This window comes from Rhodococcus sp. DMU2021, from assembly GCF_019641445.1.
Classification (GTDB): domain Bacteria; phylum Actinomycetota; class Actinomycetes; order Mycobacteriales; family Mycobacteriaceae; genus Rhodococcus; species Rhodococcus pyridinivorans.
In genome coordinates, this window is sequence record NZ_JAIFKB010000011.1 from 89,702 (window position 1) to 104,650 (window position 14,949).

Annotated in this window: 17 protein-coding genes; 5 read left to right on the forward strand and 12 right to left on the reverse strand. The window is 69.1% G+C overall.

Going from position 1 to position 14,949, the window contains the following annotated elements; all coding sequences use genetic code 11:
- Nucleotides 1–12: 12 nt before the first annotated feature.
- The 10 genes from K3M35_RS16195 to K3M35_RS16240 form a co-directional block, all read right to left on the reverse strand.
- Nucleotides 13–1,518: a carboxyl transferase domain-containing protein gene (locus K3M35_RS16195; protein ID WP_220666692.1), complete on the reverse strand. Its 1,506-nt coding sequence runs from the start codon at nt 1,516–1,518 to the stop codon at nt 13–15.
- A gap of 118 nt (nt 1,519–1,636) precedes the next feature.
- Entirely contained in the window at nt 1,637–2,830 is a 1,194-nt protein-coding gene (locus K3M35_RS16200) for an ABC transporter permease (protein WP_220666693.1), read from the reverse strand.
- Complete coding sequence (locus K3M35_RS16205; protein ID WP_006551633.1) at nt 2,827–3,717, reverse strand: ABC transporter ATP-binding protein; 891 nt, start codon at nt 3,715–3,717, stop codon at nt 2,827–2,829. The genes K3M35_RS16200 and K3M35_RS16205 overlap by 4 nt, the downstream gene beginning before the upstream one ends.
- Nucleotides 3,714–4,250 (reverse strand): hypothetical protein, encoded by a 537-nt coding sequence (locus K3M35_RS16210; protein ID WP_006551632.1) that lies wholly within the window; start codon nt 4,248–4,250, stop codon nt 3,714–3,716. Before K3M35_RS16210 ends, K3M35_RS16205 begins: the two co-directional genes overlap by 4 nt.
- A 1-nt stretch (nt 4,251) precedes the next feature.
- Nucleotides 4,252–4,524: a helix-turn-helix transcriptional regulator gene (locus K3M35_RS16215; protein WP_033096769.1), complete on the reverse strand. Its 273-nt coding sequence runs from the start codon at nt 4,522–4,524 to the stop codon at nt 4,252–4,254.
- Between the two features lie 69 nt (nt 4,525–4,593).
- Nucleotides 4,594–4,971 (reverse strand): RNA-binding S4 domain-containing protein, encoded by a 378-nt coding sequence (locus K3M35_RS16220; RefSeq protein WP_006551630.1) that lies wholly within the window; start codon nt 4,969–4,971, stop codon nt 4,594–4,596.
- Nucleotides 4,972–6,609: an ABC-F family ATP-binding cassette domain-containing protein gene (locus tag K3M35_RS16225; protein WP_019289905.1), complete on the reverse strand. Its 1,638-nt coding sequence runs from the start codon at nt 6,607–6,609 to the stop codon at nt 4,972–4,974.
- A gap of 68 nt (nt 6,610–6,677) precedes the next feature.
- Nucleotides 6,678–8,021 (reverse strand): MFS transporter, encoded by a 1,344-nt coding sequence (locus K3M35_RS16230; RefSeq protein ID WP_024103111.1) that lies wholly within the window; start codon nt 8,019–8,021, stop codon nt 6,678–6,680.
- Between the two features lie 117 nt (nt 8,022–8,138).
- The gene (locus tag K3M35_RS16235) at nt 8,139–9,212 is read right to left on the reverse strand and encodes a S1C family serine protease (protein WP_033096767.1); all 1,074 of its coding nucleotides are present in this window, start codon (nt 9,210–9,212) and stop codon (nt 8,139–8,141) included.
- Nucleotides 9,209–10,339 carry an NAD(P)-binding domain-containing protein gene (locus K3M35_RS16240; protein ID WP_006551626.1) on the reverse strand — a complete coding sequence of 377 codons (1,131 nt, stop codon included), beginning with the start codon at nt 10,337–10,339 and terminating at the stop codon, nt 9,209–9,211. The genes K3M35_RS16235 and K3M35_RS16240 overlap by 4 nt, the downstream gene beginning before the upstream one ends.
- Before the next feature lie 131 nt (nt 10,340–10,470).
- Between K3M35_RS16240 and K3M35_RS16245 the strand changes: the two genes are divergently transcribed.
- From K3M35_RS16245 to K3M35_RS16255, 3 genes are read left to right on the forward strand one after another with little or no spacing between them, the layout of a single operon-like run.
- A complete protein-coding gene (locus tag K3M35_RS16245; protein WP_006551625.1) occupies nt 10,471–11,361 on the forward strand; it encodes an SPFH domain-containing protein in 891 nt (296 codons plus the stop codon).
- Nucleotides 11,362–11,373: 12 nt separating this feature from the next.
- Nucleotides 11,374–11,583 (forward strand): hypothetical protein, encoded by a 210-nt coding sequence (locus K3M35_RS16250; RefSeq protein WP_006551624.1) that lies wholly within the window; start codon nt 11,374–11,376, stop codon nt 11,581–11,583.
- A 6-nt stretch (nt 11,584–11,589) separates the two neighbouring features.
- Nucleotides 11,590–12,273 carry a DUF2332 family protein gene (locus K3M35_RS16255; protein WP_220666694.1) on the forward strand — a complete coding sequence of 228 codons (684 nt, stop codon included), beginning with the start codon at nt 11,590–11,592 and terminating at the stop codon, nt 12,271–12,273.
- Between the two features lie 64 nt (nt 12,274–12,337).
- Here K3M35_RS16255 and K3M35_RS16260 read toward each other — a convergent pair whose 3' ends face one another.
- Nucleotides 12,338–12,715 carry a TetR/AcrR family transcriptional regulator C-terminal ligand-binding domain-containing protein gene (locus tag K3M35_RS16260; protein ID WP_230826412.1) on the reverse strand — a complete coding sequence of 126 codons (378 nt, stop codon included), beginning with the start codon at nt 12,713–12,715 and terminating at the stop codon, nt 12,338–12,340.
- On the reverse strand, nt 12,712–12,888 hold the full coding sequence (locus tag K3M35_RS26215; RefSeq protein ID WP_232333440.1) for a TetR/AcrR family transcriptional regulator: 177 nt from the start codon (nt 12,886–12,888) through the stop codon (nt 12,712–12,714). Before K3M35_RS26215 ends, K3M35_RS16260 begins: the two co-directional genes overlap by 4 nt.
- Nucleotides 12,889–13,038: 150 nt before the next feature.
- On the opposite strand from K3M35_RS26215, the gene K3M35_RS16265 reads away from it, so the two are divergent.
- Together K3M35_RS16265 and K3M35_RS16270 are read left to right on the forward strand one after the other, a co-directional pair.
- On the forward strand, nt 13,039–13,770 hold the full coding sequence (locus K3M35_RS16265) for an enoyl-CoA hydratase (RefSeq protein ID WP_220666695.1): 732 nt from the start codon (nt 13,039–13,041) through the stop codon (nt 13,768–13,770).
- Nucleotides 13,767–14,900, forward strand: a complete 1,134-nt coding sequence (locus K3M35_RS16270) for an MBL fold metallo-hydrolase (protein WP_033096764.1) — start codon at nt 13,767–13,769, stop codon at nt 14,898–14,900. The genes K3M35_RS16265 and K3M35_RS16270 overlap by 4 nt, the downstream gene beginning before the upstream one ends.
- The last annotated feature ends 49 nt before the right edge of the window (nt 14,901–14,949 follow it).

A 14,949-nucleotide genomic window follows, 5' to 3' on the forward strand; every position in this document is an offset into this window, starting at 1 on the left:
GATCGCGCCGGGTCAGGAGTGCACGCCGAGCTTGCGGTACCGCTCGATCCGTCGCCGGTAGCGGTCCTCCGCGGGCTCGTCGGTGAGGATCGCGAGTTCGCGGGCGACCGCAGCACCGACCCGCTTGACGAACGAGACGGGTTCCTCGGTGGCATCGGGATGCTCGGGGACGATCGCGTCGACGACACCGTTGCGCAGCAGATCGCGGGAGCGAATCCCCTGATCCTGCGCCATGGCCGGTGCGTGGGCGGTGTCGCGGTGCACGATCGCACTCGCGCCTTCGGGCGGGAGCGGGGCGAGCCAGCCGTGCTGCGCGCACAACACGCGGTCGGCGGGCAGCAGGGCGAGCGCGCCGCCTCCGGTTCCCTGACCGAGCAGCACCGACACCGTCGGGGTGGGCAGAGTGACGAGATCGGCCAGGCAGCGGGCAATCTCGGGTGCGAGCCCGCGTTCCTCTGCCTCCTTCGACAGCGACGCGCCGAGGGTGTCGATGACGAGCACGAGCGGCAGGCGCAGTTCGTCGGCGAGACGCATCGCGCGGCGGGCCTCGCGCAGTGCTCCCGGCCCCATCGTGCGTTCGGGTGACTGTCCCGCACGGTCCTGGCCGAACATCACACACGACACGCCGCGGAACCGGGCGAGGGAGAGCAGGACGGTGCGATCGGATTCGCCCTCACCGGTCCCGGACAGGGGGACCTGCGCGGAGGCGGCGTGACGCAGCAACTGCCGGATACCGGGCCGTTCGGGCCGTCGGCTGAGCATTACCGAATGCCAGGCCGGGATGTCGGGCACGTCGTCGACGGTGGTGATCGCCGGACTCGACGTCACCTCGGGCCGGTTGCCCTCGACGAGTACGCGCAGCAGCCGGTGCACGACCTGACGCACACCGCCGAGGGGCACGACCCCGTCGATCACGCCCTTGCGGTACAGGTTCTCCGCGGTCTGGACGTCCTCGGGGAAGTTCTCCTGGTAGAGCGCCTTGTAGACGCGCGGACCGAGGAACCCGACGAGCGCGCCCGGTTCGGCGGCAGTGACGTGCCCGAGCGACCCCCACGACGCGAACACCCCGCCCGTCGTCGGATTGCGCAGGTACACGAGATAACCGAGATGTGCGGCCTTGTGCGCAGCGACGGCGGCGGCGATCTTCACCATCTGCACGAAGGCGAGGGTGCCCTCCTGCATGCGGGTGCCACCCGAGGTGGGCGACGCGAGCAGGGGCAGTCCCTCGGCGGTCGCGCGTTCGACGGCGGTGACGATGCGTTCGGCGGCGGCGACACCGATCGAGCCTGCGAGGAAGGAGAATTCGCACACGATCAGAGCGACCCGGCGGCCGTGGACGGTGCCCGAACCGGTGAGCACGGATTCGTCGACCCCGGACTTCTCGGCGGCCCTGTCCAGATCGGCGAGGTACTTCTCGCCGGCCCCGACATCGATCGGCGGAACGTCCCAGGAGACGAAGCTTCCCGGGTCGAGCACCTTGTCGATGAACTCCTGCGCCGAGATCCTGCTACCGGCCACGTCGCCTCCACCTGTCCTCGTCCGTCGCGGTCAACCTATACCGGCGCGAACGAGGGGGAGGACATGTGCGTGTTCTTGCGACACACCGCATATATCCTCCCCCTCGTTGTGGGATCGGCTATCGGCCGAGCGCTTCCTTCCACGTGACCGTCCGGCCGATGCGCAGGATCGACCGCTGGTAGATGCGCGCGGCGATCACACTGAGCATCGCGATCGCGGCGACCATCAGCACGATGGTGCCGACGATCTGCACCGGCGTGGCCACGCCCGCCGCGATGCGCAGCGGCATGAGGATCGCGGAGAACGGCGGGATCCAGCTCAGCGTGGTGCTCCATCCGGCCTCGGGGTCGTCGACCGACGAGAACGCCGCGAAGAACATCGCGAGAATCAGCATCACCAGCGGACCCGAGGTGGAATTGACGTCCTCCTGCCGCGACACCATCGACCCCGCCGCCGCGTAGAGGACGGCGAAGAACGCGAAGCCGAGGACGAACCAGCCGAGGGTGCCGGCGAGCACGCCGAGGGCGGTGCCGGTGATCGTGAGGGTGTCGGTGGCGAGCGCCGTGCCGACACCGACCGCGCCGTAGGCGGTGAGTTGCAGGAGCCCGACCGCGCCGATGCCGAGGATCTTGCCCCACAGCAGTTGCAGGGGACGCAGCGTGGACAGCAGCAGTTCGACGACACGCGAGGACTTCTCCTCGACGACACCCATCGCGACGTACATGCCGAACATCAGGATCTGCATGTACAGCAGGATCACCGCGATGATCGAGAGGATGATGCGTTGTCCCTGTTCGGGGTCCGGCGGGTCGATGGCGTCGACGGTCACGGTCGCCGCCGAGACGTCGGCCGCGACCGCGGCGGGATCGACGCCGCGGTCGGTCAGCGCGGCGACCTGGGCCTGCTGCACGACAGCGGCCTCGACGACCGCGCGGACGTCGGTGCCGAGTTCCGATTCGGTGATCGCTGTGACGGATGCGCCGTCGCCGGGGACGAGCGCGACGTCGAGATCGCCGGAGGACACCTGCTCACGGGCGGTGGCGGCGTCGGGAACGTCGGAGACCTCGAGCGGAGTGCCGACGGTCTCGCCGAGCGACTCGATCGTCGTCTGCAGCGCGGGCGCCCCCACGACTCCGACGGTGGGCCGGTCGTCGTCGCCGCCGGACAGGATCGAGGTGGCGACGATACCGACGACGATCGCGACGAGGATGATCGCGTTGCTGATCAGGAAGCTCTTCTTCTGAACCTGCGTGACGAACTCGCGCGACGCGACGAGACCGACCGCGCGGGCGTTGCTCAACGGGGCGCTCATGCGGAAACCACCTCTCGGAACAGCTCGGTCAGGGATGGGCGTCGGAGCGAGAACTCGTGGACCGGGCCGGTGGCCAGGGCCGCCTTGAGGATCAGCTGGTCGTCGGCGCCGGGGGTGACGGTGAGCACGGTGCGCTCGTCCTCGTACTCGGCGTGCGTGACGCCCGGCAGACCGTGCGCCCAGCCTCGGGGTGCCTGCGGCGCGTGGACGACGAGGAGCGCGTCGCCCTTGGACCGCAGGTCGTCGACGGTGCCCACGGCGCGCATCCGACCTGCGCCGATGATGCCCACGCGGTCGCACAGGCGCTGGACGAGGTCGAGCTGGTGGCTCGAGAACACCACCGGCACGCCATCTTTCGCCTTCTCGAGCAGGACGTCGCTCATGACGTCGACGGCTACCGGGTCGAGGCCGGAGAACGGCTCGTCGAGGACGAGGACCTTCGGGTCGTGCACGAGAGCCGCGGCGAGCTGCACGCGCTGCTGGTTGCCGAGCGACAGGGCGTCGACGGTGTCGCCGAGACGTTCTGCGATGCCGAGCCGTTCGGTCCACCGTTGCACCGCCTCCGACGCCTCCGACTTCGAAAGGCCGTGCAGCCGAGCGAGATAGGACAGTTGCTTGCCGACCTTCATCTTCGGATACAGGCCGCGTTCCTCGGGCATGTACCCGATGTTGCGGCGCATCTCGAGGTCGACCGGCTTCCCGTCGATGCGGACCTCGCCGGAGTCGGCGGCCAGGACGCCGAGGGTGATCCGCATAGTGGTGGTCTTGCCGGCGCCGTTGCTGCCGACGAAACCGAACAATTCGCCGGGGCGGACTTCGAAACTCACGCCGTCGAGAGCGACCGTGTCGCCGTAGCGCTTCGAGAGATTGTCGATCGTCAGTGTCACAGCAGGTCCTCCGGATCGTCGTCGGGGCGGGTCCAGGCGAGCAGAACAGCGGGCAGGCAACCGCTGAACAGTATCGAGGCGAGAGCGAATCCGCCTGCGGAATAGGCGAGTGCCCGATGGTCGATCGAGTCGATCGCCGGGCTCCACAGCAACGCGAAGATCGGGATCATCAGCAGGCCCTGCGCCACGGACAGACCGATCGAGCGGGCGCTGTTGCGCTCGGCGATCTCGCGTTCATCGAGGGCGCGACGGGGTGCATCGGACTGCCTTCCCGACACGATCTGCAGACACGTCCAAGTGGGCAGGAACACCAGCGTCACCGGCAGCCAGGCGATCGCCGCCGCCATCGTGAAGTACGACGCGATCGACGCGACGAACATCAGCGCGATCAGCACCATGACGGCGACGGCGAGGATGCGGCGGCGACGGCGGGTACGCCAGTTCGGCATCCACCCCCCGGTGATCTCCTCGTTCTTCAGGAACCTGCGGGTGCGGTACTCCTCGTAGCGATCGAGCAGGGATTCTGTGGTCATCTCAGGCCTCCTTCCGGGGCTTGTACAGCTCGGTCGACAACGGCGTGAACTCGGTACGGGAGAAGACGGCTTCGACCGGTAGTCCGAAGACATCGCAGATGCGGAAGGCGAGATCGAGGCTCGGATAGTGGTCGCCGCGTTCGAGTGCTCCGACGGTCTGCGGGTTCACATCGATGAGCGCGGCCAGTTGTGCGCGGCTCATGCCACGCTCCGCGCGCAGGACGCGGATGCGGTTGTAGATGGGGAGAGCTTCCCCACGACGTACCGGACTCATGGAACAAAGTGTTGTGAAAACCCAACGCTTTGTCAATGGGAGAGGATGGATCGATATGTCGTAGTGTTGTCAGTCGTCGTCGGCGAAACCGCGGAGACGGTCGAGTTCGCGGCGTTCCTTCTTCGTCGGACGGCCCGCCCCGCGGTCGCGGCGGGGGAGCGCCGCGAGGATCTCCTTCGGTGGAGGCGGGGGACTGTGATCGATGTAGGCGGTCGCGGCGATCGGTGCACCCACGCGCTTGTTCACGAGCTGGGTGACTTCGACGATCTTCTCCGTTCCGTGCGCGCGTACGCGGACCTCGGCTCCGATCGTCACCGGCGTCGACGGCTTGGCCGTCACACCGTCGACGCGGACGTGCCCGGCGCGGCACGCGCTCGCCGCGGCGGACCGGGTCTTGAACAGCCGGACCGACCACGTCCAGCTGTCCACGCGCACGCTTCCACCCATCTACATCAACTCCTCGCTCAGCTTCCCGTCGTCGAGCATCCATCGACGTGTCGTCCGTGTGGTCTCCAGCATGCGGCGATCGTGCGTGATCAGCAGTAGGGTTCCCTCGAAACTGTCGACGGCCTGCTCGAGTTGCTCGATCGCCGGCAGATCCAGGTGGTTGGTGGGTTCGTCGAGCACCAGCAGATTGACGCCGCGTGCCTGCAGCAGTGCGAGTCCCGCGCGGGTGCGTTCGCCCGGCGACAGCGACGACGCCGTCCGCAGGACGTGGTGCCCTTTGAGGGCGAACTTCGCCAGCAGGGTCCGCACGTCGGCGTCCGGCCAGTCGGGCACGTTGCGCCCGAACGCCTCGACCAGCGGTTCGTCCCCCTCGAACAGGCTGCGGGCCTGATCGATCTCGCCGACGAGAACACCCGACCCCAGCGACGCGCGACCGGTATCCGGTTCGATCGTGCCGAGCAGCAATCGGAGCAGCGTAGACTTCCCGGCGCCGTTCGGGCCGGTGACGACGATGCGTTCGCCCCACTCGACCTGCGTGGTGATCGGCCCGAGGACGAAGTCGCCCCGCTGGACGACGGCTTCGCCGAGGGTCGCGACCACCGTGCCGCTGCGTGGGGCGGCGGCGATGCACATGCGCAGTTCCCATTCCTTGCGCGGCTCCTCGACGACGTCGAGCCGCTCGATGCGCCGCTGCGTCTGACGCGCCTTCGCCGCCTGCTTCTCGGTGGCCTCCGCGCGGTGCTTGCGTCCGATCTTGTCGTTGTCCTTGGACTTGCGGCGCGCGTTGCGGACGCCGTGTTCGAGCCAGTTGCGTTGCATCCGGGCGCGTTCCTCGAGCTGCGACTTGGTGTCGGCGAACTCCTCGTACTGTTCGCGCGCGTGTCGGCGCGCCACCTCGCGCTCGACGAGATACGCCTCGTACCCGCCCTCGTAGACCGAGATCTGCTGCTGCACGGGATCGAGTTCGACGATGCCCGTCACCGTGCGCGCGAGGAATTCGCGGTCGTGGCTGACGACCACCAATGCCGTGCGTGTCTCGTCCACGAAGCGTTCGAGTCGTTCGAGGCCGGCCAGATCCAGGTCGTTCGTCGGTTCGTCGAGCAGGAGCACGTCGTAGCGCGACAGCAGCAGTGCCGCCAGCCCGGCGCGGGCGGCCTGGCCACCGGAGAGCGCCGTCATCGGAGCGTCGAGGCCCGCTTCCAGGCCGAGGTCGTCGATCACCTTCTCGGCGCGCTCGGCGAGGTCGGCCCCGCCGAGCGCCAGCCACCGTTCGAGCGCCGGGGTGTACTCGTCCTCGTCGGAGTCGCCGAGTCGCTCGGCAGCGGCGTTCATGACGTGTTCTGCCGCCGCGACACCCGTGCGACGTGCGAGGAAACCGAGGATCGTCTCGCCCGGCACCCGTTCGGGTTCCTGGGCGAGATAGCCGATGGTGGCGTCGGGCGGGCTGAGGACCACCGAGCCGGTGACATCGGCGTCACCGATCCCTGCGAGGGTCGTGAGCAGCGTCGATTTCCCGGCGCCGTTGGCCCCCACGAGGCCGATCACATCGCCGGGTGCGACGGTGAGATCGAGTCCGTCGAACAGGACACGTTCCCCGCGGGAGGCCGACAGGCCGTTGATACGAAGTGTTGCGCTCACGCTCCGAGTATCCCGGGTGCGACGAATCCGAGGTCCGGCGCGGGTCGGTACCGGCCACGAGCGGCCCCTCAGCCGCCGCACTCCGCGGGCACGATCCCATCGTCGCCCACCGGGACGGCGTCGAGTGGATTGTCGATCTCGTCGCGCCGCGTCCGGGCCGCGACGATCACGATCACCGCGGCGACGGCCGGCACCAACCCGGCGATCGCGAAGGTCGGCGCGAGCCCGACCGTGAGGGCCAGCGGCCCGGCCACGGCCATGGACAGCGGCATGAACACGATCGAGACGAAGAAGTCGAGACTCGAGACCCGACCGAGCAGGTGCGCGGGCACCCGCCGTTGCAGCAGCGTTCCCCACACGACGGATCCGGCGTTGAACAGCGCGCCGACGACGAACACCGCGGCGATCATGATCGGTACCGATCCGGAGACCCCGATGACGGCGAGGGGGACGCAGCCCAGCCCCCACATCAGAAGCGGGACGGTGAGATAGCGCCTCGGCAGCCGCAGCGACGCCACGAGCATCGACCCGACTGCCCCACCGACACCGAAACCGGCCATCACCATCGCGTGCTGCAACGGCCCGCCCCCGGTCGCCTCGCGGATCGCGAACGGGATCAGCACCTCGATCGGTCCCAGCACGCAGAAGACCGCGACGGACCCGAACAGGAGCGTTCCGAGCAACCACCGCGTGCGCACGGTGAACCGCACACCCTCCGCGAGATCGTCGAGCACGGAACGGAATCCGCTCGACCCTCCGGTCCGCGTGTCGTCGCAGCGGACCACGGTCGGGTGCATCGCGAGGATGCACAATGCCCCGACCACCTCGAGGAGCGCGACGGTGCACATGGCGACGGCGGGGGACGAGGCCGCCACGACGGCGCTCGCCGCCGCCGGACCAGCCGCCTGCACGAGCGTCGGCCGGAGCACGCCCTCGACACCGTTGGCGGCGAGCAGGTCCTGCGGCGGGACGATGGACGGCAACAGTGCCGAATAGGCCGGGAACTGGACACCGTTGGCGAGCCCGAGTGCGAAACCCACGACGGTGAGATGCCAGAAGGCGATCGATCCGTTCACGGCGAGCGCAGCCGTCACCGCGACCAGCACCGCCCGGACGATGTACGTCGCGAGGAGCAGGGTGCGCTGCGGGATCCGATCGGCGAGCACACCCCCGAGAAGTGCGACGAGGAGCATGCCCACGGCAGGCCCCACTGCGACCGAGGACAGTTCGGCCGGACCGCCACCCATCTCGACGACCTGCCACACCACCGCGATGAGCCAGGTGCCCACGGACAGCAGTCCCGCGGCGAGCGCCAGGATCAGCAGGCGGTACTGCGGATGAGCGAACGGCCGCACGGGTCCGCGCGCCAGGCGCGGACGCCGGTGCGTCGGTGATGCGGTGTGGTTGCTCATCGCGTTCCCCCGGTCGTCGGACGGTCCGATGAGATCTTGCGACCTCGAGGCGACTCGAGGTCAAGTGTCTTCGCCCCCCGGGTGACCGATCAAACGATTTTTCCGTGAGCGTCGCCGTCAGCGTGCGGGTCCGACTTCGAGAACGATGTCTGCGGAACGTCTTTCGTCGTTCTCGGTGGTCCACTCGATCGACACGACGTCGCCGGGACGGTGACGGAGCAGACGTTCCTCGAGTTCTCCGGTCGACGAGACGCGCTCCCCGTCGAACGACACCACGACGTCGCCGGCGTCGAGACCGGCGTGATAGGCGGGACTGTCGTAGGACACCCACAGCACCTCGGCCCCGAGATCCTGCCCGTCCTTGCGGGCGGTGGTGACGCTCGCGCCCAGCCGGGGCGTCGGGCCCACGTGCACCGACCCTTCGCTCACTCCCGTCCGCACCTGCTCGACGACGGTGATCGCCTCGGTGATGGGCACGGCGTACGCCTCGGGGGTCGTATCGGGCGAGGTGTCGATGTTCCGCTGCACCGCACCCGCGGTGTTGATCCCCACGACCGTTCCGTACTCGTCGACGAGCGGCCCGCCGGAATCACCCGGCCGGATCGGGGCATCGGTGCGGATCATCCCGGTGAGGCGGTGACGTGAACCGTCCGTGGCGTCGCGCACCACCACATTGCGGTCGAACTCGACGATGGTGCCGGGGGTCGCCACGACGACCCCGCCGCCCTGGGAATTGCCGAAGGCCGTGACCCGGCTGCCCACCGGCGGCAGGTCCTCGGCGATCGCGGCGGCCGGAAGATCGCTCGCGGTGCCGAGCCGCAGGACGGCGAGATCGCGCTCGCGGTCGTAGCCGAGGACCTCCGCGTCGTAGATCAGACCGTCCGCGCCGCTCACCGCGCTGATATCGGTGGCTCCGCTCACCACATGATGGTTCGTGACGACCGTGCCGTCGGGGGTGATCACGATCCCGGTGCCTGTCATGCCCGTCCATCCCGCGCTCGCGTCGATCGTCACGACGACCGGCAGGGTGCGCGCGGTGAGTTCGTCGGCGGTCAGCGGTGTCGGGGAAGGAGCGACCGGCGCCGGCGGTGGGGGAGGGAGTGCGACGTCGACCAGGGCCGGTGCCGATGCGACGAGACTGGCGGTGGTCGCGAGCGCGACCAGCAGCACCGATCCGCCCCGCCCGCTCACTGCTGCGGCACCTCGCCGGTGAGATGGTCGACCAGTTCCCGGGCCGCGGCGCGACCGGCGCGGTTCGCTCCGATCGTGGACGCCGACGGGCCGTAGCCGACGAGATGGATGCGCGGATCCTTCGCGACGCGGGTCGCGAGCCGGCCGTCCATCGTGATGCCGCCACCGGCGTTGCGCAACGACAGCGGTGCGAGATGGTCGAGGGAACTCCGGAATCCGGTGCACCACAGGATGACATCGACGTCGAGTGTCCGGCCGTCGCTCCAGCGGACGCCGGTCTCGGTGATCTCGGAGAACATCGGGGACCGCTCCAGCGCGCCGCGTTCGCGCGCGGCCCGAAGCGCCGGGGTGAGCGGGAGCGCGGTGACGGAGACGACCGATCCGGGTGGCAGTCCGCGTCGTACCCGATCCTCCACGAGAGCGACGGCGGCGTGACCGCGCTCGGCCGTGAAAGGTTCCTCGCTCCAAGCAGGTTCGCGTCGCGTCACCCAGGTGGTCTCGGTGACGCGGGAGATCTCGTCGAGGAGCTGGACCGCGGAGATGCCGCCACCGACGACGAGCACGTGCTGCCCGGTGAACTCCTCGGCCGTTCGGTAGTCCTTGGTGTGTAGCTGCCGTCCGGTGAACCGCGCGGCGCCGGGATACCAGGGGACGAAGGGGCGCTCCCAGGTGCCGGTCGCGTTGATGATGCCGCGTGCCGCGTAGACGGCCGATTCGGTCTCGACCCGCAGTCGCTCGCCGCGGTCGCACACGACCCGCACGGTGGTGGGGCGGTGGACGGGAAGGTCGAACTCCTTCTCGTAGGCGGCGTAGTACTGCGGTACCGCAGAGGCTGCCGGAACCTCGCCCGCGGAGGTGTCGACGACGTCCGCGAACGCGAGGCCGGGCAGGTCGTGGACGCCGTTGACGGTGCTCAGTGTCAGTGATGGCCAGCGGTCCTGCCATGCCCCGCCGGGGCCGAACGAGCGGTCGAGGACGACGAATCCTGTTTCGGGTGCGACTCCGAAGCGGGTGAGGAAGTAGGCGGTCGACAGGCCGGCCTGCCCGGCGCCGATCACGACGATGTCGACCGGCGCCGCATCGGCGGTCTGTACCTCGGCCGCATCGAGTGCCTCGTCGGCGAGCATCGCGAGCCTCCCTCTCGGATCGTTGTCCTTCATCATGCCGCGATCGCGGCCGGTGCGCGGAGGGAACGCTGTCCGCAGCCGTAGAAATGTGATATCACTTTAATATCGCTTTGATCCTGGGAGGTAGGAACATGGATGTCGTGCAGTCGCCCGTGACCGTCGAGCGGCCGGGTGCCTCGTCCAACGGCTGGTCGGTACTGATCGCCGCTCTGGTCGCAATCGCCGTCGGCGCCGGTCTGATCGGCTGGGGAGCAGTGGATGTCACCGTTCCGCTGATCGTCGCCGGCGCCGTCATCGTGGTGCTCGCCCTCGTGCCGCTCGCCGGACTCGTCCTCGTCGAACCGAACGAGGCCCGTGTCCTCCAACTCCTCGGCAGCTCGTACACCGGCACCCTGCGCGAACCCGGTCTGCGCTGGATGAACCCGCTCAACACCCGCCGCAAGATCTCCACCCGCATCCGCAACCACGAGACGGGCAGAGCCAAGGTCAACGACGCCGACGGCAACCCCATCGAGATCTCGGCGGTCATCGTGTGGCAGGTCGAGGACACCGCGCGCGCCGTCTTCGACGTCGACGACTTCGAGGAGTTCGTCGCCGTGCAAACCGAGGCCGCGGTCCGCCACATCGCCGGTTCGTACCCATACGACGCTGCGCCGGAAGTGATGTCGCTGCGTCAGAATGCCGACGAGATCACCACCAAGCTCTCGGCCGAGGTCCACGACCGCGTGCAGTCCGCCGGTATCCGCGTCATCGAGACCCGCATCAACCAGCTCGCCTACGCACCCGAGATCGCCCAGGCGATGCTGCGACGTCAGCAGGCCGGCGCTGTCATCGCCGCCCGCGAACAGATCGTCAAAGGTGCCGTCTCGATGGTCGGCACCGCCCTGGCCCGCCTCGAGGCCGAACACACGGTCGAACTCGACGAGGAACGCAAGGCCGCGATGGTCTCGAATCTCCTCGTCGTGTTGTGTGGAGACCAGAGTGCTCAGCCCGTCCTCAACACGGGATCGCTGTACCAGTAGGGATCATGCGGCATGGTCGAACGTAAGAAGGTGCTGCTGCGCCTCGACCCGGCAGTCCACGACGCGCTCGCGCGGTGGGCTGCCGACGAGTTGCGCAGCACCAACGCCCAGATCGAGTTCCTGCTCCGGCGGGCCCTCACCGAGGCCGGCCGGATGCCGCGCGAGGTGGGGCGCATACGCGGACCGGGCCGTCCGCGTGCCGATGCCCACGACGAGGAGTGAGCAGACATGGCCGGCACGGCACGACGGGGAGGCACCACCGACGAGACGGGTCGCTACGCGGTGCTCTATCCCGCGCTCGCCGAGGCGGCCCACCGCGTAGGCGCGACCGCGATCGGTCTGATCGACGTGGGACGCCCCGCGGCGCTGAACCTGTGCGTCGACCGCGTGGGCATCACCTACAGCGACGGGGTGTTCCTGGGCGACCCGGATTCTCCTGTGCAGGAGAGCTGTTCGATCGTCCACGGCGGGGCGGTTCCCGACCGGACGATGCCTCCGGTGGTCAGGCGCGTCGCCGTGACACGGCACCGCCCCGACGTCGAGGACGCCCTGCTCGCCGAGGACCCACCCGTCCGGTTCTACGGCGACGTCGTGGAACTGCTGTCCGAGGCGATCGCGGCGGTACCCGAGGATGCCCTGGTCGTCGTGACGACTACCAGGGCTCTGTCACGTCTGCCGATCCCGCGGCGCCCGTCGTTCGTCGACCGCCTTCGTGGGGCGGCCACGGGACGAACGGTCGCGTGGGTGTCGGCCGAGGGGGTAGGTGTCGCGCCGTCGGTCCCGACGCTCGGTGATCGTCCGGCCTCCGGCCACAGCATCGTCGGCATCGCGTTGTACGAGGGCACCGAGCATCGGGTGGACGCGGTGGCGCGCTGCTGGTCGCGAGGCCGAATTCTCGACTGGTTCCACTGATCTCGATTCCACTGTTTCGGTGGTTCCACCCCCGCTCGGCGGGGTCGGATCCACCGAAATCGGATCAGGCGGCGAAGGTCGGTAGCAGGGTTCGCGTGATGCGAGCGGGCCAGTCCTCGTCCACCTCGCCGCGACGCGCCTGCTCGGCGAAGTAGGCTCCGACCACGCAGTCCAGGAAGGTCTCCACATCGAGATCGGCGCAGACGGTTCCGTCGTCGCAGTGGCGTCGGATGGCCTCGGCGAGCATCTGCCGGTGGCGCATCAACAGAGATCGCATCAGCTCGGTGAACCACGGTTCCTGTTCGGTGACGAGCGCCGCGAGCCCACCGAGCCCGATGCCCTCGTCGACGGAGAGACGGGACTGCTCCACCACCCACCGCAGGAGCTCTTCGACCGTGGCCTCCGGTTCCGGGGGTGCCGATCGGGTGAGGGGTTCCATCACCGCCTCAGCATCTCGCTGCGATCCCGGTACCGGCGGTAGATCGTCGTCCGGGCCATGCCGGCGACGTTCGCGACCGCTTCGATCGTGACGGCCTTCGGCCCCTTCGTGCGCAGCAGCAGGAGCACCGTGTCGGCGATCCGCTGTTCGGGTGAGGGTGTCGTCGCGGCGTCCATCGGCCTTCGGCCTCTTCTTTCGGGTGTCGGGTCGGCCGCTCTGGCGAGCATCTTCGCGCCGTGGTCGTTGGTCGATCCGGCGCCTCGCCCACACTCGCGGGGAGGGTGGAATGATGCGGGGTGTTCGGTGACGAAGGGATGGGGCGACACATGATCGGGATCAGCCGCGACGGCGACGTCGTGACCGTGGAACTGCAACGCGAAGAGCGTCGTAACGCGCTCAACACGCAGCTGTGCGTGGAGATCCGCGAAGCGGTGGACAAGGCCGTGGCGGACGACGCGCGTGTCGTGGTGATCACCGGGCGGGGCACGAGCTTCTGCGCCGGGGCCGATCTCTCCGGCGACGTCTACGCCGAAGGGTTCACCGACAGCCTCGCCGAGATGCTGCGCACCATCGTCGAGGCTCCGATCCCGGTGATCGCGGCCGTCAACGGCCCGGCCATCGGTGCCGGCACCCAACTGACGCTCGCGGCGGATCTGAGGGTCGTGGCGCCCACTGCACGATTCTCGGTTCCTGCTGCGCGCCTGGGTATCTCGGTGGATCGATGGACGGTCCGGCGACTCGCCTCGCTCATCGGCGGCGGGCCGGCACGCGTAGTCTTCCTCGCCGCCGAACCCGTCCACGCCGAGGAAGCCCTCGCGCGTGGACTCGCCAATCGCATCGGCGACCTCGCCGACGCGCAGGCATGGGCGCACGAGATCGCGAAGCTCGCGCCGCTGTCGCTGAACGCGATGAAGTTGTTCCTCAACGACGACGGCACCCGCGACGAGGCCACGCCCGAGCAGACCGCCGCACTCGCCGCGGCGTGGCTCAGCGAGGACGCCCAGGAGGCCAGGCTCGCTCGTGCCGAGCGCCGCGACCCGACCTTCCGCGGACGATGAACATCCGGTCCGCCGTCTCGGCAGCGCTCGCCGGAGCAGGCACGCTGTGGGTCGCGCGCGCCGTGAACGGCCTGCCCGGTTCCATCGGCGCCTCGGTCTCCGACATCCGTCCCTACGCCGCCGCGTCGCCCCGCTACCGCGACGGTCGTTTCCACAACACCGACCCTGCGTCCGTGCTCGGCGCCGAGGCGGCGGGCGGTTTCGCGAAAGACCTGCTCACCCGCGGGTCGCGGGGGAGACCTCGCACCGAGGTGCCGTTGTCGACCTATCTCGCGCCGGTCGACGCGGCGGAACTCGCCGTGACGTGGTTCGGGCACTCGACCGCCCTCGTCGAGGTCGACGGCTACCGGGTGCTGTGCGACCCGGTGTGGAGCGAGCGCGTGTCACCCTCACCGACTGTCGGCCCGGCACGTCTGCATCCGGCGCCGGTCGAACTGCAGACCCTGCCGCGCCTCGACACGGTGGTGATCTCGCACGACCACTACGACCATCTCGACCGATTCACGGTCGAGAGCCTCGCCGTGCTGCAGCCGACCGTCCGGTTCGTCGTGCCGCTCGGGGTGGGCGCGCACCTGCGCCGCTGGCGGATCGCCGAGGAACGCATCGTCGAACTCGACTGGGACGAACACGTCGAGGTGGACGGCCTGCGCATCACGTGCACCGAGGCCCGGCACTTCTCCGGGCGCGGCCTGCAGCGCAACATCACGTTGTGGTCGTCGTGGGTGTTCACCGGGCCGACGCGCCGGGTGTTCTTCGGCGGCGACAGCGGGTACACCCCGCGGTTCGCCGACGTCGGCGAGGCCTACGGCCCGTTCGACCTGACATTGCTGCCCGTGGGCGCCTACGACAAGCGATGGCCCGACGTGCACATGAACCCCGAGGAGGCGGTGCGCACGCATCTCGACCTCGGTGGCGTCGACCGTCACGACAGTCTGTTGGTCCCCGTGCACTGGGGAACCTTCGACCTCGCCTTCCACGCCTGGTCGGAGCCCATCACCCGGCTGCTGCCCGCCGCGCGGGAGTCGGAGGTGATCACGGCGGTGCCGATGCCGGGTCAGCGGATCGACGTGTCGAAGTCCGATGCGTCGAAGTCCGTCGCGGTCGATCCGTGGTGGCTCACGTCGAGCTGATCCCCCTGCCACGGCACCGGTTGTTCGCTTTCGTGCCCTAATCTGGTTC